The 23370-nt window shown below is 69.7% G+C and carries 23 protein-coding genes; 6 read left to right on the top strand and 17 right to left on the bottom strand.

Going from position 1 to position 23370, the window contains the following annotated elements; genetic code table 11:
• Positions 1-11 precede the first annotated feature (11 nt).
• The gene (locus ACZ1DY_RS26860; RefSeq protein ID WP_126736758.1) at positions 12-494 is read left to right on the top strand and encodes a cation:proton antiporter regulatory subunit; all 483 of its coding nucleotides are present in this window, start codon (positions 12-14) and stop codon (positions 492-494) included.
• Between the two features lie 6 nt (positions 495-500).
• The gene (locus ACZ1DY_RS26865) at positions 501-1697 is read left to right on the top strand and encodes a cation:proton antiporter (protein WP_126736757.1); all 1197 of its coding nucleotides are present in this window, start codon (positions 501-503) and stop codon (positions 1695-1697) included.
• A gap of 65 nt (positions 1698-1762) precedes the next feature.
• Here the strand turns inward: ACZ1DY_RS26865 and ACZ1DY_RS26870 are convergent, their stop codons facing one another.
• From ACZ1DY_RS26870 to xerD, 7 genes are all read right to left on the bottom strand, one after another.
• Positions 1763-3631, bottom strand: a complete 1869-nt coding sequence (locus ACZ1DY_RS26870) for a Xaa-Pro dipeptidyl-peptidase (RefSeq protein ID WP_465485717.1) — start codon at positions 3629-3631, stop codon at positions 1763-1765.
• Positions 3632-3728: 97 nt separating this feature from the next.
• Positions 3729-4481: a pseudouridine synthase gene (locus ACZ1DY_RS26875; RefSeq protein ID WP_005153474.1), complete on the bottom strand. Its 753-nt coding sequence runs from the start codon at positions 4479-4481 to the stop codon at positions 3729-3731.
• Positions 4471-5157 carry an SMC-Scp complex subunit ScpB gene (scpB, locus tag ACZ1DY_RS26880; RefSeq protein ID WP_257485884.1) on the bottom strand — a complete coding sequence of 229 codons (687 nt, stop codon included), beginning with the start codon at positions 5155-5157 and terminating at the stop codon, positions 4471-4473. The genes ACZ1DY_RS26875 and scpB overlap by 11 nt, the downstream gene beginning before the upstream one ends.
• Entirely contained in the window at positions 5154-6089 is a 936-nt protein-coding gene (locus ACZ1DY_RS26885; RefSeq protein WP_465481269.1) for a segregation and condensation protein A, read from the bottom strand. Before ACZ1DY_RS26885 ends, scpB begins: the two co-directional genes overlap by 4 nt.
• Complete coding sequence (locus ACZ1DY_RS26890; protein ID WP_465481270.1) at positions 6089-6502, bottom strand: cobyrinic acid a,c-diamide synthase; 414 nt, start codon at positions 6500-6502, stop codon at positions 6089-6091. Before ACZ1DY_RS26890 ends, ACZ1DY_RS26885 begins: the two co-directional genes overlap by 1 nt.
• Entirely contained in the window at positions 6499-7515 is a 1017-nt protein-coding gene (locus tag ACZ1DY_RS26895; protein ID WP_126736754.1) for a ParA family protein, read from the bottom strand. Before ACZ1DY_RS26895 ends, ACZ1DY_RS26890 begins: the two co-directional genes overlap by 4 nt.
• 92 nt (positions 7516-7607) lie before the next feature.
• Positions 7608-8510, bottom strand: coding sequence for a site-specific tyrosine recombinase XerD (gene xerD, locus ACZ1DY_RS26900; RefSeq protein ID WP_126736808.1), 903 nt, complete (start codon positions 8508-8510; stop codon positions 7608-7610).
• 117 nt (positions 8511-8627) lie between these two features.
• Here xerD and ACZ1DY_RS26905 point away from each other — a divergent pair, with 117 nt between their 5' ends.
• Positions 8628-9113 (top strand): DUF1707 domain-containing protein, encoded by a 486-nt coding sequence (locus ACZ1DY_RS26905; protein ID WP_465481271.1) that lies wholly within the window; start codon positions 8628-8630, stop codon positions 9111-9113.
• 293 nt (positions 9114-9406) lie between these two features.
• On the opposite strand, the gene ACZ1DY_RS26910 is transcribed toward ACZ1DY_RS26905, so the two are convergent.
• Together ACZ1DY_RS26910 and ACZ1DY_RS26915 are read right to left on the bottom strand one after the other, a co-directional pair.
• Positions 9407-10033 carry an NUDIX domain-containing protein gene (locus ACZ1DY_RS26910; RefSeq protein ID WP_034322287.1) on the bottom strand — a complete coding sequence of 209 codons (627 nt, stop codon included), beginning with the start codon at positions 10031-10033 and terminating at the stop codon, positions 9407-9409.
• Positions 10030-11730 carry a CTP synthase gene (locus tag ACZ1DY_RS26915; protein WP_257485881.1) on the bottom strand — a complete coding sequence of 567 codons (1701 nt, stop codon included), beginning with the start codon at positions 11728-11730 and terminating at the stop codon, positions 10030-10032. The genes ACZ1DY_RS26910 and ACZ1DY_RS26915 overlap by 4 nt, the downstream gene beginning before the upstream one ends.
• 88 nt (positions 11731-11818) lie before the next feature.
• Here ACZ1DY_RS26915 and aroA point away from each other — a divergent pair, with 88 nt between their 5' ends.
• Positions 11819-13105, top strand: a complete 1287-nt coding sequence (aroA, locus tag ACZ1DY_RS26920; protein ID WP_465481272.1) for a 3-phosphoshikimate 1-carboxyvinyltransferase — start codon at positions 11819-11821, stop codon at positions 13103-13105.
• Here the strand turns inward: aroA and ACZ1DY_RS26925 are convergent.
• On the bottom strand, positions 13102-14037 hold the full coding sequence (locus ACZ1DY_RS26925) for an aminoglycoside phosphotransferase family protein (protein WP_465481273.1): 936 nt from the start codon (positions 14035-14037) through the stop codon (positions 13102-13104). The two genes, aroA and ACZ1DY_RS26925, sit on opposite strands and share 4 nt — an antisense overlap.
• A 24-nt stretch (positions 14038-14061) precedes the next feature.
• A complete protein-coding gene (locus tag ACZ1DY_RS26930; RefSeq protein WP_465481274.1) occupies positions 14062-14739 on the bottom strand; it encodes a GntR family transcriptional regulator in 678 nt (225 codons plus the stop codon).
• Positions 14740-14888: 149 nt separating this feature from the next.
• Between ACZ1DY_RS26930 and ACZ1DY_RS26935 the strand changes: the two genes are divergently transcribed.
• A complete protein-coding gene (locus ACZ1DY_RS26935) occupies positions 14889-16331 on the top strand; it encodes an NCS1 family nucleobase:cation symporter-1 (RefSeq protein ID WP_465481275.1) in 1443 nt (480 codons plus the stop codon).
• On the top strand, positions 16331-17041 hold the full coding sequence (locus ACZ1DY_RS26940; protein ID WP_400568006.1) for an aspartate/glutamate racemase family protein: 711 nt from the start codon (positions 16331-16333) through the stop codon (positions 17039-17041). The genes ACZ1DY_RS26935 and ACZ1DY_RS26940 overlap by 1 nt, the downstream gene beginning before the upstream one ends.
• Before the next feature lie 48 nt (positions 17042-17089).
• Here the strand turns inward: ACZ1DY_RS26940 and ACZ1DY_RS26945 are convergent, their stop codons facing one another.
• From ACZ1DY_RS26945 to ACZ1DY_RS26970, 6 genes are all read right to left on the bottom strand, one after another.
• Positions 17090-18037 (bottom strand): copper transporter, encoded by a 948-nt coding sequence (locus ACZ1DY_RS26945; protein ID WP_257485876.1) that lies wholly within the window; start codon positions 18035-18037, stop codon positions 17090-17092.
• Positions 18034-19218: a putative cytokinetic ring protein SteA gene (gene steA, locus ACZ1DY_RS26950; RefSeq protein ID WP_126736744.1), complete on the bottom strand. Its 1185-nt coding sequence runs from the start codon at positions 19216-19218 to the stop codon at positions 18034-18036. Before steA ends, ACZ1DY_RS26945 begins: the two co-directional genes overlap by 4 nt.
• Positions 19219-19479: 261 nt before the next feature.
• Entirely contained in the window at positions 19480-21276 is a 1797-nt protein-coding gene (recN, locus tag ACZ1DY_RS26955) for a DNA repair protein RecN (RefSeq protein ID WP_257485874.1), read from the bottom strand.
• Positions 21277-21380: 104 nt separating this feature from the next.
• Entirely contained in the window at positions 21381-22292 is a 912-nt protein-coding gene (locus ACZ1DY_RS26960) for an NAD kinase (RefSeq protein WP_072026471.1), read from the bottom strand.
• Positions 22289-23104 carry a TlyA family RNA methyltransferase gene (locus tag ACZ1DY_RS26965; protein ID WP_465481276.1) on the bottom strand — a complete coding sequence of 272 codons (816 nt, stop codon included), beginning with the start codon at positions 23102-23104 and terminating at the stop codon, positions 22289-22291. Before ACZ1DY_RS26965 ends, ACZ1DY_RS26960 begins: the two co-directional genes overlap by 4 nt.
• 4 nt (positions 23105-23108) lie before the next feature.
• Positions 23109-23315, bottom strand: coding sequence for a hypothetical protein (locus ACZ1DY_RS26970; RefSeq protein WP_371878933.1), 207 nt, complete (start codon positions 23313-23315; stop codon positions 23109-23111).
• Positions 23316-23370 lie beyond the last annotated feature (55 nt).

A 23370-nucleotide genomic window follows, 5' to 3' on the forward strand; every position in this document is an offset into this window, starting at 1 on the left:
CTGTTGACGTCGTGAACGTCGAAGTGACCCCGCTCCCCGGAATAGGCGTCCGCAAGGACTTCGCCACCCGCAACGGCCGCCGCGTAGGCGTGGTGACCCATCGCGATGGGCACGTCGAGCTGATCGTGTCCAAAACGGACGATCCCGACGCCTGCCTGGCCTCACTTCCGCTCACCACCGACGAAGCGGGCGCGCTGGGCAACCTGCTCGGCGCGCCCCAGCTGGTCGCCCAGCTCACCGAAGAGCACCGGGACCTGCCCGGCATCAACACCAAGCAGCTGCCGATCAAGGCGTCGTCGCCGTTCGACGGCCGGACGCTCGGTGACACCGCCATGCGGTCGCGCACGAGCGTCTCGGTCGTCGCGGTGATGCGGGCCGGGCAGGTCCACCCCTCCCCCACGCCGGACTTCAATCTCACCGCGGGCGACGTCCTCGTCGCGGTCGGCACCTCCGAAGGTCTCGAGGCCGCCGTCAAGATCTTGAAGTACGGCTGATCGCGGATGGATCACACCGCGCTGTCCTTGATCGAACTCGGGGCGGTCTTCTTCGGGCTGGGCGCGTTGGGCCGCCTCGCCGGGAAGATCGGGATGTCCCCGATCCCGCTGTACCTGATCGGTGGCCTGTGCTTCGGGCAGGGCGGGCTCATCCCGCTCGGCGACATCGGCGACTTCACGCACCTCGCCAGCGAGATCGGCGTCGTCCTCCTGCTGCTCCTGCTGGGCCTGGAGTACTCGGCGGCCGAGCTGTTCACCGGGCTGAAACGCTCGTGGGTGGCGGGTCTCGTGGACATCGTGCTCAACGCCGCGCCCGGCGCGATCGTCGCGCTCATCCTCGGCTGGGGGCCGATCGGCGCGATCGTGATGGCGGGCGTCACCTACATCTCGTCGTCCGGGATCATCGCGAAGGTCCTCGGCGACCTGGGAAGGCTCGGTAACCGGGAAACCCCGGTGGTGCTGTCGATCCTGGTGTTCGAGGACCTGGTGATGGCGCTGTACCTGCCGATCCTCACCGCGGTGCTCGGCGGGGTCAGCTTCCTCGGCGGCCTCAAGGCGGTCGGGATCTCGCTGATGGTGATCACCGTCGTCCTGGTGATCGCGCTGAAGTTCGGCCGGTACGTCTCCGCGGCGGTGGACAGCCCGGACCGCGAGGTGTTCCTCCTCAAGGTCCTCGGCGCGGCCTTGCTGGTCGCCGGCCTGGCTTCGGCGATGCAGGTTTCGGCCGCGGTCGGCGCGTTCCTGCTCGGCATCGCGATCTCGGGTTCGACCGCGGAGAACGCGACGCACATGCTCGAACCGCTGCGGGACCTCTTCGCCGCCGTGTTCTTCGTCGTGTTCGGGCTCAACACGAACCCCGCGTCGATCCCGCCCGTGCTCGGCTGGGCGGTCGTCCTGGCGGTCGCGACCACGCTCACGAAGGTCGGCACCGGCTGGTGGGCCGCGCGGAGACAGGGCATCGGGAAGATGGGCCGGGCTCGCGCCGGGGCCGCGTTGGTCGCGCGAGGCGAGTTCTCGATCGTCATCGCCGGGCTGGCGGTGGCGGCGGGCGCCGTGACCGGCGAACTCGCCGCACTCGCGACGGCGTACGTGCTCCTGATGGCGATCCTCGGCCCGACGGCCGCGCGGATCGTCGAACCGGTTGCCCGCGCGCTGCAGCGTAAGCCATTCGGCTCGAAGGCCGCCGCTTCCCAGACCGGCTGAACCTCCGCCAGGAACGGCCCTTTCCCTAGGAGTTTCGCAAGGAAAGGGCCGTTCCGGGCCTTGGCCTAGCCGCGCTCGAGCCCCGATACGGTCGCCGGAGCGATCTGCGCCGGGGCCGCCGGAAGCGGAGCCGGAACCGCCGACGGTCCAGCCCCCGAGACGGGCAGAGCCAGCGAAGTCCTGCCCAGATCCACCGTGATCTTCGGATACTGCGAGGGGCCGGAGATGAACGAGCCGTCCGTCCCGCCGATGATCAGGGCAAGCTGATGTCCCGCCGGCACGACATGGTCCGTACTCGCCAGCCGGAACGTCATCGTGTACGGCTGCCCCGGTGTCAGCGGCGATTCCTGGCTCAGCGAACGGTGGTTGGCCAGATCCGCCCACCCGCGGCTGATGATGTTCAGGCCCACCGACACCGCGTCGGTGCTCGTGTTCAGGTAGCAGGCGTCGTTACCGGGCGAGCTCGCGCCCCAGCACGACTGGGTCAGCTCGTTCTTGATGCCTTCCTTCGGCCCGGTGTAGTTCCGGATCGTCGCCGGGCCGTAGTCGACCAAGACCGCCGAGAGCCGCGCGGTGGGCGTCGACGGCGTCGCGGTCACAGTCACCTTCGCCGTCCCGGAGACGTGCAGGTCCTTCGCGAGCGCGCCGGTGCTGAACAGCACGCGCCCGCTCGCGGTCTCCGTCGGCCTCGCGGCCCAGCTGTTCGAGGACTGGCCCGACGAGTCCGTGAACGAGACCGTGCCCGTTCCCGCGGTCGTGCCCAGCGTGCCGACACCCGGTGTACTCCCGGCCGCGGGGCGCAGGGTGACGGCGCTGCCCGCGGGCCACGCCGGCTGGTCCACCCAGACGTCGGGCTCGCGTTCCACACTCGCGCCCGGCGTCTTCTCGATACCGTTGTCCACGCCGAGCAGGTAGTGGTCGAACCACTTGTGCAGGGTGTCGACCCACGCCGACCGCCGGTAGTCGAACGGATCGACGTGGCCTGCCTGTGTCAGCCAGATCTTGCGCTCGACGTTCAGCGCTTCCCACCACTGCCCGAAGTTGATCGTCTTGACGTTGAGGTCACCCAAGCCGTGCGAAGCGAGCACGCTGGCCTTCACCTTCGAAGCGCTCTGCACGTGGTCCCGGTCGAGCCAGAACGCGTTGTAGTCGCCGTTCGAGGTCGCGCCCTCGGTGAGCTTCTGATTCGCCGCGGCGCAGTTCTGCCCGCCGTTGCGCCGCGAAACGGTCTGCGCGAGCCCCGCCGGGCTCCCCTGACGCAGGTTCGCGCCGTCGGAGCGGTAGTAGTCGTACCAGGAGCTGATGGCGCCGATCGGCACGATGGTCTTGAGCCCGTCGACGCCGGCCGCGGCGACGCCGTTGGCCACCGTGCCGTCGTAGGACTTCCCGATCATGCCGACCGCGCCCGTCGACCAGGTCGCGTTCGTCCTGGCCGGACCGGTCGCCGTCGTGTAACCGTTCGCGCGGCCGTTCAGCCAGTCGACGACCTTGCGCGCCGAATTGACGTCCGAAGGGCCACCGATGTCGGTGCAGCCGCGGGACTTGTTGGTACCGGCCAGATCCACCAGGACCACGGCGTACCCGCGCGGGACGAAGAAGTTGTCGTAGTAGAGCGGGAACCCGACCGGCCTGCCCGCCGAGTCGTAGGTCTTGAGCTCGCTCTCGTTGCCCCGCCCGCAGCACGAGTAGTACGGGCTCGCGTCCATGATGACCGGGACCTTCTTGCCCTGCGCCGCCGGTTCCTTCGGCCGGATGATGTCCGCGGCGACCCGGTCCGAACGGCCGTCGCCGTCACCGTCGAGCCCGATGTCCACCCAAGCCGTCTCGCGGACGGCCTTGGCGAAGTCGTAGACCGGTTCACTCGCCCGCGGTTTCGCCGCGGCCTGCGGTGCCGCGACCACGGCCGCGGCGACCGCCAAGATCCCTGCCAGCACAACTGTTTTCACGGTTGAGCCCTTCCCCGTCGGCTGAAAGCCCGTCAGGAAGAGCTAAACGCGGTGATCACCTGTGCAGTAGGGCGGAAAGTCTTGGTTACAGATCGACGGCGCGGTACAGCGAACCGACCTCGCCGCGGTTCAGCCGCCGGATCGAGCCCGAGCGCTGGGCGCCGAGCTGGACGTCGCCGAGCGCGGTCCGGACCAGTTTGCGCACCGGGTGCCCGGTGGCCGCCATCAGCCGCCGCACGATGTGCTTGCGACCCTCGTGGATGACCAGCTCGATCTGGGTGCGCCCGGCCAGCATGTCCTTGACCCGGAACTGGTCGACCTTGACGATGCCGTCCGGCAGCTCGAAACCGGCCCGCAGCTCCTTGCCGAGCCCGCGCGGGACGATGCCCTCGACCTCGGCGAAGTAGGTCTTCAGCACGCGGAACGACGGGTGCATCAGCCGGTGACCGAGGTCTCCGTCGTTGGTGAGCAGCAGGAGGCCTTCGGTGTTCTCGTCGAGCCTGCCCACGTGCACGATGCCGGGCGTCTCCTCGTACCGGCCGCGCAGGTAGTCGCCGACGCACGGACGGCCGCGGTCGTCGCTCATCGTGCTGTGCACGCCCTTGGGCTTGTTCAGCAGGAGGTAGACGAGGTCCTCGCGGACCTGGACGCGGGTGCCGTCGACGTGGATCACGGAGTTGTCCGGATCGACCCGGCGGCCGAGTTCGGTGACCACCTTGCCGTCCACGCTCACGCGACCGCGCACGATCAGATCCTCGGCCGCGCGCCGCGAGGCGACGCCCGCCTGCGAAAGGACCTTCTGCAGCCGAATGCCGTCGGGATGCGGGTCAGATGTCATCGATGGTGTCCACTTCGGGTAGCAACGGAGCGATGGGCGGAAGGTCGGCCAGGGACGAGAGGCCCAGTCGCTCCAGGAACAGCTCGGTCGTCACGTACAGCGTGCCTGTGGTTTCGGGGTCGGTCCCCATCTCCTCGATCAGGCCGCGCGCCAGCAGCGTCCTGATCACCCCGTCCACGTTCACCCCTCGGACGGCGGCGACCCTGGCCCTGGTCACCGGCTGCCGATAGGCGATCACGGCGAGGCTCTCCAGTGCGGCTCGCGTCAGCTTGGAACGCTGGCCGTCGAGCAGAAGCTTCTCCACGAACGGGGCATAGACGTCCCTAGTGTAGAACCGCCACCCTTCGCCGACTCGGCGCAGGTCGATTCCGCTGGTCCGTTCGGTGAACTTCTGCGCCATCGTGCGCAGCGCCACGGTCACCCGCGACACGGGCTGGCCGACCGTGTCGGCGAGCGATTCCTCGTTGATCGGCGAGTCGACGACCAGGAGCAACGCCTCCAGGGCCGCTTCGAGCGCCTCGTCGGAGGTGACGTCGGGATAGTCGCCGTCACCCGCCGCGACGAGCCCCTCGTCGGCAGGCGGCTCCGTCTCGGCCTCCGGCTCGACGGCAGAGGCCTCGGCGGTCGCTTCGGTCTCGGGCGTCTCTTCGGTCTTCTCGGTCTCTTCGGGGCTCACCCGTACTCCTCGTCCTCAGCGGCGGCGCGATCGTGTTCGGCCGCCACCGACGCCTCCTCCACGGACCCGCCGGTCCACCGCACGTGCAGTTCGGCGAGCGCCTCCAGCTGCTCGAACTGGACCGTGGCCTCCCGGTACAGCTCCAGCAGAGCGAGGAACCGCGCCACGATCTCGACGGTGTGCTCGCAGTCGTCGACCAGCTCGCCGAAGGTCGCTTCGCCTCGTTCCGCCAGCTTGAGCCGCAGCAGCGCGGCGTGCTCGCGCACCGAGACCCGGCCCATGTGGATATGCGCGATCGACACCTGCGGCGGCGGCTTCGGCCGGAAGACCGCCACGGCGATCTCGGCGAACTTCGCCGGGTCGACGCCCAGCATCACCTCGGGCAGCAGTCCCATGAACCGCTCTTCGAGCGCGACCGACCGCGGGTAGCGCCGCAGCGCACCCGCTTCCAGCTCACCGAACAGCGCCGCGACCTGCTTGTACGCCCGGTACTGCAGCACGCGCGCGAACAGCAGGTCCCTGGCTTCGAGCAGGGCGAGGTCGTCTTCGCTCTCCACCTCGGCGGCGGGCAGCAGCCGCGCCGCCTTGAGGTCGAGCAGGGTCGCCGCGATGACCAGGAACTCGGTCGTCTCGTCGAGGTTCCACTCCGAGCCGAGCGCACGGGTGTAGGCGATGAAATCGTCCGTGACCTGGTGCAACGCGACTTCGGTGACGTCGAGCTGGTGCTGCGAGATCAGCTGGAGCAGCAGATCGAAGGGGCCCTGGAAGTTCGACAGGTTCACCTTGAACTTGGACGTGCTCAGCTCTTCACTGGCCAGTCCTTCGGGGACCATCCCGCCGTGCACGGTCTCGTGCACGACGGGGGTCTCGTCTGCCTCTGTCCGCTCGACCGGCTCTGAGCCGCTGGGAGCAGCCGCGGCCGGGTCGTCCATCAGCTCTCGGTCTCTTTCCCGTCCTCGCTGCCCGCCCGCAGACGCTGGACGAGGACCGAGTCCTCACCCGCCGCGTCGAAGTCGGCCAGCAGCACGGCCACCGCCTCGCGGACCAGCCTGCCGCGATCGAGGACGAGCCCGTGCTTCGCCCGGAGGTTCAGCCTGGCCTGCTCCATCGCCAGCAGTTCGTCGCCGGAGACGTAGACGGTGATCTTCGCGTCGTGCTTGGTCCGCCCGGAGCCGCTGCGCGCGGCACGGGTCAGCCGTTCCTTGTGTTCGTTCCCCGAACCGTCCCCGTTGCCGTTCCCCTTCGCGGGGGCGGGCTGTTCGGGTGCGGGCGGGAGATCGAGCGCGGGGCTGGAGGTGATCCTGAAGAGTTCGGACGCTCCTGGCAGGGAAGCTCGCCTGCTCACCGAGCGATCACCTCGCGTGCCAGCGCGCGATAGGCCGCCGCGCCGGCTGATTTGGGAGCCCAGGTCGTGATCGGCTCGCCCGCGACCGTCGTCTCGGGGAACCGCACGGTGCGGTTGATCACCGTGTCGAACACGGTGTCGCCGAATGCCTCCACCACTCTCGCCATGACCTCCTTCGAGTGCAGGGTTCTCGGGTCGTACATGGTGGCGAGAATCCCGGTGATGTCCAGTTTGGGGTTGAGGCGTTCCTGCACCTTCTCGATGGTGTCGATCAGGAGCGCTACGCCTCGCAGACTGAAGAACTCGCACTCCAGCGGGATGATCACACCGTCCGCGGCGGTCAGTGCGTTCACCGTCAGCAGGCCTAGCGAGGGCTGGCAGTCGACAAGAACATAGTCGTAGTCGTTCATGACCGGACGAAGGACCCGTAACAAAGTGTGTTCGCGCCCTACCTCTGCGACCAACTGGACCTCGGCCGCGGACAGGTCGATGTTGCTCGGCAGCAGGTCGACGCCGTCCACCCGGGTCTTCCGGATGACGTCGGTGATGGCGACCGAGCGCTCCATGATGACGTTGTAGACCGTCTGGTCCAGCTCGTGCGGCTGAATGCCGAGGCCGACCGAGAGCGCGCCCTGTGGGTCGAAGTCGACCAGCAGCACCCGGCGGCCGCATTCGGCCAGCGCCGCGCCGAGGTTGATGGTCGAGGTGGTCTTGCCGACCCCGCCCTTCTGGTTGCACATGGCCATCACCAGTGCGGGACCGTGCCGGTCCAGCGGCGGCGGGTCGGGGATCTCGCGGTACGGACGGCCCGTGGGGCCGATCCCGTCCCTCTCGAGTTCTTGCTGCTTGGTTTCTTTGGCGCGCTTGGCCTTGCGGCCGCGGGAAGAGATCGTGTCCTCCGACGGTTCGTCGCCGTCGTGTTCGGCGGGGGTTGCGATGGTCACCTGGCTGAGGCTCGCGGCAGCCGAACCGGCGGACGCGGACGGCTTCGCCGGCTCGTTCGGTGTCGACATAACGCGAAAGCTCCTCTTCGGCAGGATCCTCGGCAGCCTATGCGCGATCCGGGAGTCGAGCCAACGAGGCACGCCGGGACCGACCGGGTCGATTAGCCCAGCGCGCGGGGATGTGCTGTGGCGTAAACCTCGCGGAGCGTGTTGACCGTGACCAGCGTGTACACCTGGGTGGTGGTCACCGAAGCGTGCCCGAGGAGTTCCTGCACGACGCGGACGTCGGCGCCGCCTTCGAGAAGGTGCGTGGCGAAGGAGTGGCGCAGCGTGTGCGGGGAGACGCCCGCCGTGATCCCCGCGGATTCCGCGGTGTCCTTGAGAACCTGCCACGCGCTCTGCCGGGAAAGCCTGGAGCCGCGGGCGTTCAGGAACATCGCCGGCGTCCCCCTGCCGTGGGTGGCGAGCGCCGGCCGCGCGCGGACGAGGTACGCGTGCACCGCTTCCAGCGCGGGACGGCCGATCGGCACGATGCGCTGTTTGCCGCCCTTGCCGTCGAGCAGCACGGTGCGTTCGGCGTCGTCGATGTCGTCGACGTCGAGCCCGACGGCCTCGGAGATCCGCGCGCCGGTGGAGTAGAGCAGTTCCAGCAGCGCCCGGTCCCGCAGCGGGCGTTCGCCCTCGGGCGGTGGGGTTTCCAGCAGTTTCAGCACGTCGCCCACCGGCAGCGCCTTGGGCAGCCGTTTGGCCGCGGCGGGCGGGCGGACCTCGCGGGCCGGGTCGTTCTCGGTGATGCCGTCGGCGTGCGCGAACTTGTGCAGCCCCCGCACCGCCACCAGCGCGCGGGCCGCCGACGACGCGGCGAGCGGCCGATGCTCTTCGTCGCCCTCGCGCAGCGCCGCGCCGAACGAAGTGATGTGCGCCGAGGTGACGTCGCCGAAGGACTCGACATCGGCGTCACAGAGGTACGCGGTGTACCGGCGCAGGTCGCGGGAGTAGCTGTCGAGGGTGTTCCTCGCGGTTCCGCGCTCGACCACCAGATGGTCGAGGTATGCGGCGACCACCTGGGCGACTCCGGTACCGCCGGCCCGTGACACACGGACACTCTAGGACGATCGCGACCCGTTCGGGGGATCGCCGCGCGTACGCGCCGCGGGTGTGAAACGGGCTACCTTGGGAGCATGTCCCAGCAACCGGACCCGGACGAAATGCGCGTCGGCACCGCCGAGCGCGAGGAGGCGGCACGGCTGCTCGCCGATCACTACAGCCAGGGAAGGATCACGCCGGACGAGTACGAGGGCCGCGTCCTCGCCGCGTACGAGGCCGTGACGCTCGGCGAACTCCGGCCGCTGTTCCAGGACCTGCCCGCGCCGCACCCCAAGTCGCTGGCACCGCGGTTCGACCCGCCGCCGTTCGTGCCCGTGTACCAGCAGCCCGCCGCGGTGATGCCGTACTCACCGAAGTCGAAGATCGCCGCCGGGGTGCTGCAGATCGTGCTGCCGTTCGGGATCGGGCGCTTTTACACCGGCCATGTCGGTCTCGCCATCGGCCAGCTGGCGGTCGTGCTGGTCACCTGCGGCATCGGGGCGGTCTGGCCGATCGTCGACGGGATCGTGCTGCTGGCGAACGGCGGCACCGACGCACAGGGCCGCCGCCTCCGCGACTAGAGCCTCGTGAGTGGTAAGGACGGTTCCAACCGTCGCGTTTCCGCATGTCGTCCTTTGCTGCCGGACGTTGCGAAAGCCACTTTCGCAACCTTCAACGTTGCGAAAGTGGCTTTCGCAACGTCGGCCACGGCCAGGCACGGTACCGCCCTGGCGAGCATGTCGCGAAAGCCACTTTCGCGACGTCTGATGTCCCGAAAGTGGCTTTCGCGACACCCTCGCCTCTCCCGTCCCGAAATGCCCTGAGCGGTCCGTTACTTTGCAAGCAACGGACCGCTCAAGCGCGCGAAGGGCGCCTAGAGACCGCGCGAAGCGAACTTCGTCGGCCTGTCCTCCCAAGGCGCGTCGGCCGGCCGCGACGAAGCAGCGCCCGAAAGCACCGCGTGCGCGGCGAGCACGCCACCGACGGTCGACCCGTTCACCAGCTCACCCGCCAGCGCCATCCGGACCGCCTCGGCGAGCGGGAACTTCCGCATGACGAGGTCCGCCTCCTCGTCGCCGAGGACCTCCCTGTCCACTTCGGACAGCTCGCGGGCGAGGTAGACGCGGACGACCTCGTCGGTGAAGCCGGGCGACGCCGCGACGTCGACCAGGGTCTCCCACCGCTCGGCGCTGAGCCCGACCTCCTCGACCAGCTCGCGTTTGGCCGCCTCGACGGGGTCCTCCCCCGCCTTGTCGATCAACCCGGCGGGCAGTTCCCACAGCCGCCGCCCGATCGGGTGGCGGTACTGGTGGATCAGCGTCACCATGCCGTCCGAGTCGAGCGCGACGACGGCGACCGCGCCGAGGTGCTCGACGACCTCGCGGCGAGCGGTGCCGCCGCCGGGCATCACGACCTCGTCGACCCTCAGCCCCACCACACGTCCGATGTGGACGTCCTTTGTGGACGCGACGGTGAACTCGTGCTTACCAGGCTCGCTCACCGGGCCGCCGTCTGGGCGGTTTCGGGCAGCTCGACCGGCAGCCGCTCGGCGACCTTGCGGTCGACGACGGCCTTCACGAACGCGCTGAACAGCGGGTGCGGGCGGGTCGGGCGGCTCTTGAGCTCAGGGTGCGCCTGGGTGCCGACGAAGAACGGGTGCTTGTCGGCGGGCAGCTCCACGAACTCGACCAGGTGGTCGTCGGGCGAGGTGCCCGAGAACACCAGACCGGCGTCGGAAAGGCGCTTGCGGTAAGCGTTGTTGACCTCGTAGCGGTGACGGTGCCGCTCGGAGACCTCGGTGCTGCCGTACGCCTTCGCGACCTGCGAGCCCGGCTTGAGCTTGGCGACGTAGGCGCCCAGCCGCATCGTGCCGCCCATGTCGCGCTCGCCGGCAACGACGTCGCGCTGGTCGGCCATCGTGGAGATGACCGGGTTCGGGCCGTCCTCGAACTCGGCCGAGTTCGCGTCCTTGATCCCCGCCAGGTTCCGCGCCGCGTCGATCACCATGCACTGCAGGCCGAGGCACAGGCCCAGCAGCGGCAGCCCGTGGGTGCGGGCGTAGGCGATGGCGCCGACCTTGCCCTCGATACCGCGGACGCCGAAACCGCCCGGCACCAGCACACCGTCCACATCGGACAGCGCCGCGGCCGCACCGGCCGGGGTCTCGCAGGAATCCGAGGGGACCCAGGAGATCTGGACCTTGGCGCGGTGGGCGAACCCGCCCGCGCGCAGCGCCTCGGTGACCGACAGGTACGCGTCCGGCAGGTCGATGTACTTGCCGACGAGCGCGACCCGCACCGTCTCCGACGGGTTGTGCACCCGGTCGAGCAGGTCGCCCCACACGGTCCAGTCGACGTCGCGGAACGGCAGCCCGAGACGGCGCACCACGTAGGCGTCGAGCGCCTCACGGTGCAGCACCTTCGGGATGTCGTAGATCGACGGCGCGTCGGGGCAGGCGATGACGGCTTCGGTGTCGACGTCGCACATCAGGCCGATCTTGCGCTTGAGGTCCTCCGGCAGCTCGCGGTCGGCGCGGCAGACGAGCGCGTCGGGCTGGATACCGATGTTGCGCAGCGCGGCGACCGAGTGCTGGGTCGGCTTGGTCTTCAGCTCACCCGACGGGGCGAGGTACGGGACCAGGGAGACGTGGAGGAAGAAGCACTGGTCGCGGCCGACGTCGTGGCGGACCTGACGGCAGGCCTCCAGGAACGGCAGCGACTCGATGTCGCCGACGGTGCCGCCGACCTCGGTGATCACGACGTCCGGGCTGTTCCCGTCCTCGTCGGCGCCCGCCGCGGCGGTGATCCTCGCCTTGATCTCGTCGGTGATGTGCGGGATGACCTGCACGGTGTCGCCTAGGTACTCACCGCGGCGCTCCTTGGCGATGACCTCGGAGTACACCTGCCCGGTGGTGACGTTCGCCTTGCCGTCGAGAGCCCGGTCGAGAAAACGCTCGTAGTGCCCGATGTCCAGATCGGTCTCGGCGCCGTCGTCGGTGACGAACACCTCACCGTGCTGGAACGGGTTCATCGTGCCCGGATCGACGTTGAGGTACGGATCCAGCTTCTGCATCGTGACCCGGAGCCCACGTGCGGTAAGGAGCTGACCCAGGCTGGAAGCCGTGAGTCCCTTACCCAGAGAGGAGGCAACGCCTCCGGTGACAAAGACATACTTGGTAGCCCGCGACTGAAGTCCCACGGGCTTCCACCTTATCGCACGCCCGCCGGGGCGCTCACCGGCCACGCCGCAAGCGTCCGATGGAGTGGAAAACCGCTACCCTCGCGACGTGACAGACGCGCACGACACCTGGACCGCACCAGTCGCGGAAGGCCCGCTCGACGCGGACATCCGTGTCCCCGGTTCGAAGTCGATCACCAACCGGGCCTACGTCCTCGCCGCGCTCGCCAGCGCGCCGACGCGGGTGCGGACCCCGCTCGACTCCCGGGACGCGCGCCTGATGCTCGGCGCCATCTACGCCCTCGGCGCCCACTCGCAGGGCAGCATCGGCGGTTACCTCGTGCACCCGCTCGGCCCCGGCCGCGTCCATCCCGACGAGACCGTCCGGGTGGAACTCGGCAACGCGGGCACGGTCGCCCGGTTCACCCCCGCGCTCGCCGCGCTGGGCACGGGCCCGGCGCTGTTCGACGGCGACGAGGCCATCCGCCGCCGCCCGATCGGGCCGCTGCTGAAGGCGCTGCGCGACCTCGGCGCCCGCATCGACGACGACCGCCGCGACGCGCCGCCGTTCACCGTCCACGGTGAAGGCGGCTTGCGGGGTGGCAGGGTCGATCTGGACGCCTCGGCGTCGAGCCAGTTCCTGTCCGCGCTGCTGCTCGCCGGGCCGTCGTTCCAGCAGGGTGTCACCGTGCGTCTCGTGGGCGGCCAGGTGCCGAGCGAGCCGCATATCGCGATGACCGTCGAGATGCTCCGCCGGTTCGGGGCCACTGTGGACCGCGAGGGCGCCGAGTTCCACGTCGCGCCGACACGGCTTTCCTGCCCCGAGTACGTCGTCGAGCCGGATCTTTCGACGGCGGCGCCGTTCGTCGCCGCCGCGATCGCGACCGGCGGCACGGTGCGCGTCGCGGGCTGGCCGCAGCGGACGACGCAGCCCGGGGACTGGCTGCGCAGCCTGGCGCCCGTCTTGGGGGCCACCGCAGAACTCGACGCGGCGGGCCTGACGGTCACCGGCAGCGGCACGATCCCCGGCGTCGAGCTGGACCTGCACGACGTCGGCGAGCTGACGCCGGTGATCGCGGCGCTGCTGTGCTTCGCCGAGGGACCGTCGGTGATCTCAGGGGTGGCGCATCTTCGCGGCCACGAGACCGACCGGCTGACCGCGCTCGCCACCGAACTGTCGTCGCTCGGCGCCGACGTCCGAGAGACCGAGGACGGGCTGCGCATCACGCCGGCGCCGCTGCACGGCGGGAAGTTCCGCACCTACGACGACCACCGTCTGGTGATGGCGGCCGCGGTACTCGGCCTGAAGGTCGAAGGGGTCGAGGTGGAGAACCCGGGGACGGTCGGGAAGACCTTCCCCGGATTCGCCGAGGCCTGGACCTCGATGCTCGGCTAGGCGAGCCCGCCGGTGAACGGGGTCTCCCGCCACTGTTCGATCATCGGCTTCAAACCTTCCAGCAGCATCGGCAGCTCCGGCGCCATCGCCAAGCAGGCCACCCCTTGAAGCATGGCCAGCGCGCCCAGTGCCTTCAGTACTCGTTCGTCCGCCTCGCGCAGCCCGAGCTGCTCGGCGGCGGCGTTGTAGGCCGCGACGCCCTCGGCTCCCATGGCCGGGAGATCCAGTTCGATCGGGGCACGGTTGACGAGTTCGAAGTCCGAGCAGAGTTCGCCGTCCGGCGTGGCGATCAGGTTGTACCCGGGGGCGTCACCGTGTACCGGCTGGACCGTCGCGCCGGGGAAGGCCCGGGTGAACGCCGCTTCCGACTCGAACAACGGCCGGAGGACGTCCCATTCGCGCCGGGCCCGGTCCAGGTCGGCCGGTTCCAGCAGATCCGGGCGGTCCGCCAGCTGGTCGAGGCCGTCGGGGACGAACGGGATCAGACCGCCCATGAAGGCCAGGTCGCCGTCGTACTCGCGGAGGGCGGCGTGCAACCGGGCGACGATCCCCGCCCCGCGTTCGGGGCTGATCTCGGCTTTCTTGTCGTGCTCGACGAACTGCCAGAACGTCATCGAGAAACCGTCGCGCTGCACCGGTTCCGCGGGTACGAGCGGGCTCGGCGGGACGACCGGGTGGCCGCGGCTCGCGAGCCAGCCGGTGACGGCCAGCTCACGCCGCTGGTCGATCAGCTGCGTCTCGAGCGTGGTCGTGCGCGGCAGCACGGTCGGCACGCGCACTACCACCGGCAGGGGTGACAAGCGCACGATGACCGAGAAGACGTCGTACAGGATTTCCGGCTCGTCGAAGGACAGTCCGAGATCGCGTCCCGCGGAGACCGCGGCGGCCACCGCCCGCGCGGTGCGGGCGGCCCGTTGTTCGTCGGTGATCATGCCCGCGAGTCTGACATGTCCGGTTCACCCGGCGGAGCGTTCTCCGTCGTCCTCGGGGAACAGCGTCTTCAGCGTGACCTCCCGGTTCACCCGCACGTGTTCGACGGCGTGGGCCCGCGCTCGGGCGGCGTCGCCGGAAGCGATCGCGTCGTAGAGGCGGCGGTGCTCGTCGAGCAGCTCGCCCCAATGTTCGTTCTGGCTGGTCAGCCAGCGCAGCCTGCCTTCGAGCGGGCGGAGGATCTCGTGCAGCAGCCCGTTGCCGGCGAGCGCGACGATCTGGTCGTGGAAGCGGGTGTTGAGCAGGGTGATCCGGGCCGGGTCGCCGCTTTCGGTCGCGCGGGCGGCGTCGGTGAGCAGCCGTTCGAGCGCGCGGAGTTCCGCCTTGCCCGCCCGTTCGGCGGCCAGGCCGGCGGCGAGCCCTTCGAGCGCCTCGCGGACGTCGAACAGCTCCTCGACGTCGGCCTTGGCCAGCTGGCGCACGACGATGCGACGCGGCGACTGGACCGCGAGGAAACCTTCGGCCTCCAAGCTCCGGATGGCCTCGCGCACCGGGACCCGGGAGACGCCGAGGTCTTCGGCGAGCTCGCGTTCGACGAGCCTGTCCCCCGGCTTCAGCCGTCCGGCGAGGATACGTTCACGCAGCTCGTCGCGGACCCGCTGCCGGGTCGCGGCCAGCGGCTGACGCGGTCCTTCCTCGGCCACCTGAGCCCCCTTCACCACCGCTGTAACAGCTTGTAACACCGAGTTTATCGGCAGAAACCTTGACGACGGCCCACCGCGGGGTGATATTTGGGATGCCAAATTTTGGGATACCAAATCGACCGGACGTCCCCGTCGATCGGAGGCCCCGCATGACCGCCGCCCCAGCAACCCGGTCCGAAGCGCCTACCACCGAGAACGCCGATCCCCGGCTCTGGAACGAAGACCTCGCCCCGGCGAAGGAACGCCGCTGGAAGGTCTACGACATCTTCGCGCTGTGGATGTCGGACGTGCACAACCTCGGCAACTACACCTTCGCGGCGGGCCTGTTCGTCCTCGGGCTCTCGGCCTGGCAGGTGTTCACCGCGCTGCTGACCGGTTTCGTGCTCATCTACTTCGGCATGAACCTGATGGGCCGGATCGGCCAGAAGACCGGCGTCCCCTTCCCCGTCGTCGCCCGCATCAGCTTCGGCACCTTCGGCGCGAACCTGCCCGCGCTGATCCGCGCGATCATCGCGATCTTCTGGTACGGCATCCAGACCTACCTCGCCTCCGTCGCCATCACGCTGCTCGTGCTCGCGATCGATCCGGGCCTGAAACCGTTGACGGAAGTGGGTTTCCTCGGCCTGCACGCGCTCAGCTGGATCTGTTTCATCGCGCTATGGCTCGCGCAGGCGCTCGTGCTCACCCGCGGCATGGAGGCCGTGCGCAAGTTCCAGGACTGGTGCGGTCCCGGCATCTGGGTCGTGATGATCGCGCTCGCCGTGTGGATCCTCGCGGCCGCCGACTGGAACATCTCCTTGACCAGCAACCCGAAGGCACTGTCCACAGGGGAGCAAGTACGGCAGTGGTTCGGCGCCGTCGGCCTGATCCTGTCCATCTACGGCACCCTGATGCTCAACTTCTGCGACTTCTCCCGGTTCGCCCCCAACCAGAAAACGGTGCGGCGCGGCAACTTCTGGGGGCTGCCGATCAACTCGACGGCGTTCGCGCTGCTGTCGGTGCTGGTGACCGCGGGCAGCCTCCAGGTGTTCGGCGAAGCCATCACCGACCCCGCCGAACTGCTGGCCCGCATCGACAACACTCCCGTGCTGATCATCGGAGCGCTGACCTTCGCGATCGCCACCATGGGCGTGAACATCGTCGCGAACTTCGTCTCCCCCGCCTACGACCTGGCCAACATCTGGCCCAAACGGATCACCTTCACCATCGGCGGCATGATCAGCGCGGTCGCGGCACTGTGCGTGCTGCCGTGGAAGCTGTACTCCTCCCCCGCGGTGGTCAACTACTTCCTCGGCGGCCTCGGTGCCTTTCTTGGCCCGCTGTTCGGCATCATGATCGTCGATTACTACCTGGTGAAACGCGGCCGGATCGACGTGGACAAGCTGTTCGTCGCCGGGCCCGATTCGCCGTACCACTACAAACGCGGGTTCAACCCGCGCGCGATGGTCACCTTCCTGCCCACGGCGGCGTTGTCCGCGATCATCGCCCTGGTGCCGTTCTTCGCCCCCGCCGCGCCGTACTCCTGGTTCATCGGCACCGCGTCCGCCGCGGCCCTCTATTTCGTGGTGACGCGCAAGCAGCGGGTCGCGTGATGCGGATCCTGGTCACCAACTGCAACACCACCGAGGCGATGACGAAGGAGATCGAGGCCGGCGCCCGCGCCGCGGCGAGTCCCGGCACCGAAATCCTGGCCAGAACCCCGCTGTGGGGCCCGGAATCCGCGGAAGGCTGGCTGGACAGCTTCCTCAGCGCCGCGGCCGTCCTCGACCTTCTCAACGGGCTGGACGAGCCGTTCGACGCACTCGTGATGGCCGGTTTCGGCGAGCACGGACGGGAAGGCGCGCGGGAACTGCTCGACGTCCCGGTCGTCGACATCACCGAGGCCGCCGCGCATCTGGCCTGCCTGCTGGGAAGACGCTACGGCGTCGTGACCACATTGGACCGGACGTGCGGGCTCATCGAAGACAGCCTGCACGCCGCGGGCGTCGCGCAGAACTGCGTCGGCGTCCTCGGTGCCGGGCTCGGCGTCCTCGAACTGACCGACGAACGCCGGACGGAGTCCGCGCTGCTGACCGCCGGACGGCGTGCCCGCGACGCGGGAGCGGAAGTCCTCGTCCTCGGCTGCGCGGGAATGACGGGACTCGATCGCCGGATCTCGGCGATGCTGGACATCCCGGTGATCGACGGCGTCGCCGCCGCCGTCCGCCTCGCCGAATCCCTTGTCGCCCTCGACCTCAAGACCAGCCGGGCCGGCTCCTACGCCCGCCCGCTCCCGAAAACCCGGCTCTGGCCCCGCATTTAGTCCTCTGGACGCGGTCCTTGCACACGCAAGTACCAAATGCGCAAAGGGCTAGTTGCCGTCCGCGGCGATACCAGGGGCAGGTGCCTGGGCGTTGCCCGCGATGCCGTAGCGGCCCGCGCCACCTTCGAGCTGCTCGCGCAGCGCCAAGATCGTGGTGACCCGGCCCGCCGCGGTCTCCGCGTTGTCCACAGTGGACAGGATCGAGGTCGACGAGGTGTCGGCGCGGACGACGCCGATCGCGCCGGTGCCGTCGGCGGATCCCGCGCCCCCGGCCAGCACGGTGCCCGCGCCGGAGCGGTCCAGCTGCGCGGCGAACCGCGCGATGGTCGAGGCACGGTCACCTGCGCCGTCACCGGTGTACTTCGAACCGGTGAGCACGATCGCGAGCTGCGCGGGCTTCACGTCCCCGCCGGTCTTGAGGAAACCGCCGTCGGTGAGCCCGCCGAGCGCGGCCGCCAGCTCCACCGGCGTGGACTGCGGCTGCGCGTTGTCCTTGTTCAGCAACGCGACCGAGCCGATCAGCGCGCCCGCGAGGGTGCCGGGGTCGCCCGCGGTCGGGAACTGGACACCGGCGGGCTGCAGACGCGACACCACGTCACGCAGCTGATCGGAGCGCATCGGGTCGGAGAACGCCTCGGTCAGCTGGATCTCCCCGGTGACGGCGGCACCGGACTGACCGACGAGCTGCTTGAGCGCGTCCCGGTCCGCCGGCTTCGCGTCCTCTGTGGTCACCAGCACCACCGAACGCTTGTCCAGCTGCCCGGCGACGACCTTCGGCCCCATCGCGCCGGCGAACGCGTCCGCGTCACCGAGCCTGGCGTTGAGCGTGTTGCGCTGCGCTTCCAGATCCGCGACCTGGGTACCCAGATCCTCCTTCTGGCCGGCGAGGCCGGAAAGCAGGGCACCGTTCAGCGCCGTGGACCCGAGCACCACCCCGATGGCGAGCGCCAGGAAGCAGGCGGCGATGGAAACGATGTGGTACCGCAGTGAAATCACGTGAAGAGTCCCTTGCCCCAGGCGATGAACGAGTTCCAGGTGTCGCGGATCCAGTCGAGGTAGACCGAACCCACGTCGGACACCAGCAGCGCGGCCCCGACGGCCACCAGGGTCGCGACGACCAGCAGGACGATCGCGCCGATGGACACCCGGCTGCGGTGCAGGGTCGCGACCGCCTTGCCGTCGACCAGTTTCGTGCCGAGCTTGAGCCTGGTGAGGAACGTCGACGGGTTCGAACCCGACCGGCCGTGGTCGAGGAACTCCCGCAGGGTCGCCTGGAAACCGACGGTGACCACCAGGCTCGCCTCGTGCGCGTCGGCCAGCAGCAGCGCCAGATCCTCGGCGTTGCCCGTCGCGGGGAAGGTGACCGCGCCGATCCCGAGGTCCTGGATGCGCTCGACACCCGGCGCGTGCCCGTCCGGCTGCGCCGGCACCACGACCTCGCCGCCGCTGCGCAGCGTCTCCGCGCCGATCCCGTGCGGGTCGCCGACGATGACGTCCGGCTGATATCCCTGCGCGCGCAGGGTGTCCGCCCCGGCGTCGACACCGATCAGCACCGGCCGGTGCTCGCCGATGTACTTCTTCAGCTTCTTGAGGTCTTCGGCGTGCCCGTTGCCGCCGGCGACCACGAGGGCGTGCCGGTCCTTGAGCGGAACGCGGATCTCCGGGACACCGACCCCGTCGAGGATGAGGCTGCGTTCCCGGCGGAGGAATTCGATCGTGTTCGCGGAGAACGCCTCGAGCTGGGTGGACATCCCGGCCTTGGCCTCGATCATCTGGTCCGCGACGCTTTCCCGCGTCTGCTGGACACCCGAGCCGAGCTGCCGCTCTCCGATGTAGACGACGCCTTCGTGCAGGCGGAGTTTCGTGCCGTCCTTCACCTTGCGCAGCAGTTCGCCGCCGACCGAATCGACCAGCGGGATCCCGGCTTCGAGCAGGATCTCCGGGCCCAGGTTGGGGAAACGGCCGGAGATCGACGGCGAGGCGTTCACCACCGCCGCGACTTCGGCCTCCACCAAGGCATCGGCGGTCGACCGGTCGAGGTCGAGCTGGTCGAGGACGACGATGTCGCCAGGGCTCAGCCGGCGGAGCAGCTCGCGCGTACGCCGGTCGACCCTGGCGACGCCGGTGATCCCGGGGAGGGTCTCTTGGTTACGCGAGAGCAAGCCGGTGAGCTTCATGCGACCGATATTGACAAATCCGCGCGGCCTTCCGTGTCCGCCACGCCGATGGAAACACGCCGATTAACCCACACCGGTTCGGCCGCGGCCTCCCGCCACGAACGGTGCGAAAGCCACTTTCGCAACCTTCAGCGTTGCGAAAGTGGCTTTCGCAACCTTACCGAGTACCTCGACCCGGCCAGAGCGGCAGAAGTGGTGAAGGCCTCCTTCACCACCCTGAAGGTAGGAAAGGAGGCCTTCACGGACTCACGCAGGCGGAGCTTACTTCGCCTTCTTTCGCTTTCCGCCGCGACGGGCCTTGGGCTTGTCCGGCGCGCTCTTGTCGGCCTCGGCGACGGCGAGCAATTCCTCCGCGTGCGCCCGGCCGGTCTCGGTGCTTTCCATTCCGGCGAGCATGCGGGCGAGCTCGACGACCCGCTCCGACTGTTCGAGCACGCGCACCCCACTGCGGGTCACTCCGCCGCTGGTGCCCTTGTCCACCACCAGATGCTGATCGGCGAACGCGGCCACCTGCGGCAGATGCGTGACCACCAGGACCTGGTGACTGCGCGCCAGCCGCGCGAGCCGCCTGCCGATCTCGACCGCCGCCCGGCCGCCGACCCCGGCGTCGACCTCGTCGAACACCAGTGTCTGCACGGTGTCCGCGTGCGCGAGGACGACCTCGATCGCCAGCATCACGCGGGAAAGCTCGCCGCCGGAAGCGGCCTTGTGCACCGGGAGCGGCGGCGCGCCGTTGTGCGCCTTCAGCAGCAACTCCACTTCGTCGACGCCGTCGGGCCCGGCGTGCACGAGCCTGCCGCCGACCTTCACCGCGTGCGCGTCGCTCTCGTCCACTGCGCGCCGCTCGACGGTGATCTCGATCTCGGCCTGCCCCATGGCGAGCCCGGCCATCTCGGCGGTGATCGCCTCGGCGAGCTCGGCGGCGGCCTCGACCCGCGCTTCCGACAGCGTGAGCGCGTGTTCCGCCAGCGTGACGGCGAGTTCGTCGCGGCGCTTGGCCAGCTCGGCCAGCGCCTCCTCGGAGGTGTCCATCGTGGACATCCGGCGACGGGCGTCGTCGGCCCAGGCGAGGACACCGTCCACGTCCGCGGCGTATTTGCGCGTGAGCCGCTTCAGGTCCGCCTGGCGCGCGAGCACCTTCTCCAGCAACGCCGGGTCGGCGTCGAGGGTTTCGAGGTAGCTGCCCAGCTCGGTGCCCACTTCGGACAGCAGCACCGATGCCTCGTCCAGCCGGGGCCCGAGTTCGCGCAGCACGGCGTCTTCGGAACCGTTCAGATGGCGCGTCGCCTCGCCGATCAGCCCCAGCGCGCCGGGCGCGTCCGGATCCCCGTCCGCCGAACCGGCGACGGCGGCGTGCGCCGCGCTGGCCGCCGCCCGCAGTTCGTCGACCGCGGCGAGCCGTTTGATCTGCTCGGTGAGCTCGGTGTCCTCGCCGGGTTCCGGCGCGACGGCGTCGATCTCGGCGAGGCCGTGGCGCAACAGGTCTGCCTGCTGCGCCATCTCGCGGGAGCGGGTGGAGCGTTCGGTCAGCTCGGCTACGACGGCGAGCCACTCGTCCCGGACCGCGCGGTAGCGCTCGAGCGGTTCGGTGACGGCCTCGCCGGCGAACCGGTCGATCACCGCGCGCTGCTCGGCGGGCCGCAACAGGCGCAGCTGATCGTTCTGCCCGTGGACGGCGATCAGCTGCTCGGACAGATCGGCCAGCACCCCGACCGGCACCGAACGGCCGCCGAGGTGGGCACGGGACCGGCCGTCGACCGAGACCGCGCGCAGCGCGATGACGCTGCCGTCCTCGTCGACCTCCGCCCCGGCGTCGGTGACGATCCGGGTGGCGCCTTCGGCACCGCCCAGCTCGAAGCGGCCTTCCACGAAGGCCTTCAGCATTCCCGTCCGCACCTTGGACACTTCGGCTCGGCCGCCGGAGAGCAGGTGCAACCCGCTGACGACCATGGTCTTGCCCGCACCCGTCTCACCGGTGACGACGGTGAAGCCCGCGTGCAGTTCCAGCAGGGCGTCCTCGATGACTCCGAGGCCCTGGATGCGCATCTCGGCCAGCACGACGCCCACCGTAGCGGCCCACCCCGACCATTCCCGCACCCGGCACGTCATGAAAGGGGCCTTGACGACGAAAGTTGTCCTCAACGGCCCTTTCACGACATCCGTCAGCGGGCGTGTCGCTCCCGCCAGCCCTTGATCGGCAACGAGAACTTGTGCACCAGCCGGTCGGTGAACGGGCCTTCCCACAACCGGACCAGGCGCACCGGCACCCGGCCGCAGGTGACCCGCACGGCCGCGCCGGCGGGAAGATCGAAGGTCCGCGATCCGTCGCAGGTCAGGACGGCGGGCGAACCGTCCGGATCGATGGCGACGGTGATCTCCGAGTCCCGCGAGACGACCAGCGGCCGGGAGAACATCGCGTGCGCGTTGCTCGGGACCACCAGCAGGGCTTGGACGTCCGGCCAGATGATCGGCCCGCCCGCGGAGAACGCGTACGCCGTCGAACCGGTCGGAGTGGCACACAGGACGCCGTCGCAGCCGAAGGACGACACGGGCCTTCCGTCGACCTCGATGAGCGCGTCCAGCACGCGCTCACGCGAGCTCTTCTCGACGCTGGCCTCGTTGAGCGCCCACGTGTTGACGGTCTCCTCACCGTCGACGGTCACGACGACGTCGACGGTCATCCGCTCTTCGACCTGGTAGTCGCCGTCGACGGCGCGCTGGACGGTGTCGGCGAGCTTGTCCGAATCGGCCTCCGCCAGGAAGCCGACCCGGCCGAGGTTCACACCGAGGACCGGAACGCCGTTCGGCCTTGCCAGTTCCGCGGCCCGCAGCAACGTGCCGTCGCCGCCGAGCACGAACACCAACTCGGTGCCGGCGGCCGGGTCCTGCTCCGGCGCCATGACCGTGCAGGGGGCGCCGATCCCGCCGTCGGCTTCCAGCATCTCCCGGACGTCCTCGTCGAGTACCCGAAGCCGCACACCCGCCTTGGCGAAACGGGCTGAAACCTCGCGTGCCGCGTCCCGGGTCGCGTCCCGGTCCGGGTGCACGACGAGCAGCACCTCGCGATCGCTCATTGGGGTCCCTCCAGGACTGCGGTCCGGACGAGCCGCTCGGCGTCGGTGCCGTCGGTCTCCCCCGCCCCGCGGGTAAGCCATACGAAGTATTCGACGTTCCCCGACGGCCCGGGAAGCGGGCTCGCCACGACGCCGCGCAGGCTCAGGTCCAGCTTCTCGGCCTCGGCGAGCACACCGAGCACCGATTCGGCGCGCAGTTCGGGGTCGCGGACGACGCCGCCGCTGCCGAGCCGGTCCTTGCCGACCTCGAACTGTGGTTTCACCATCGGCACCAGATCGGCGCCGTCCCGCGCGCAGGCGGCCAGCGCGGGCAGCACGAGTTTGAGCGAAATGAACGAGAGGTCCCCGACCACGAGGTCGACCTGACCGCCGAGGTCTTCCGGGGCCAGGTTGCGGACGTTCGTCTTGTCCAGGACGACCACGCGGTCGTCGGTGCGCAGGCGCCAGTCCAGCAGACCGCGGCCGACGTCGGCGGCGATCACCGTGGCGGCGCCGTTGCGCAGCAGGACGTCGGTGAAGCCACCGGTCGAAGCGCCCGCGTCGAGACAGCGTTTTCCCTCGGTGGAAAGACCTTGCGGAGTGAAGGCTTCGAGCGCGCCGAGCAGCTTGTGCGCGCCGCGGGACGCCCAGCCGGGATCGTCGCCGTCGCGCACCACGATCGGCGCGCCGGACTCGACCCCGGTCGCGGGTTTGGTGGCCACCATGCCGCGCACGGTGACCTTGCCTTCGGCGATCAGCGCCGACGCCTGCTCCCGGGAACGGGCGAGTCCCCGCCGGACGAGCTCCGCGTCCAGGCGGGCGCGTTTGGGCACGCGGTCAGACCTTGTCGATGGTGGACAGCGCCACCGTCAGCTCGGTGTGCACGGCCTCGAACCGGTCGACGTGCTCCGAGAGCGGAAGCGCGGTGAGGTCGTCGAGACCCGCCACCGCTTCGTCGATCCCGGCCCGGGGATCCGTGTCCTGCTGCGCGAACTGTTCGGCCTGGACCGCCGGAGGCCCGGGCACCGGCGGCGGGCCCGGCACCGGCGGTCGCGGCACGGGGTGGAAGTGGTCTTGCACCCCACCAAGTTAGCAGCGC

This window comes from Amycolatopsis sp. PSD-21 (assembly GCF_055561455.1).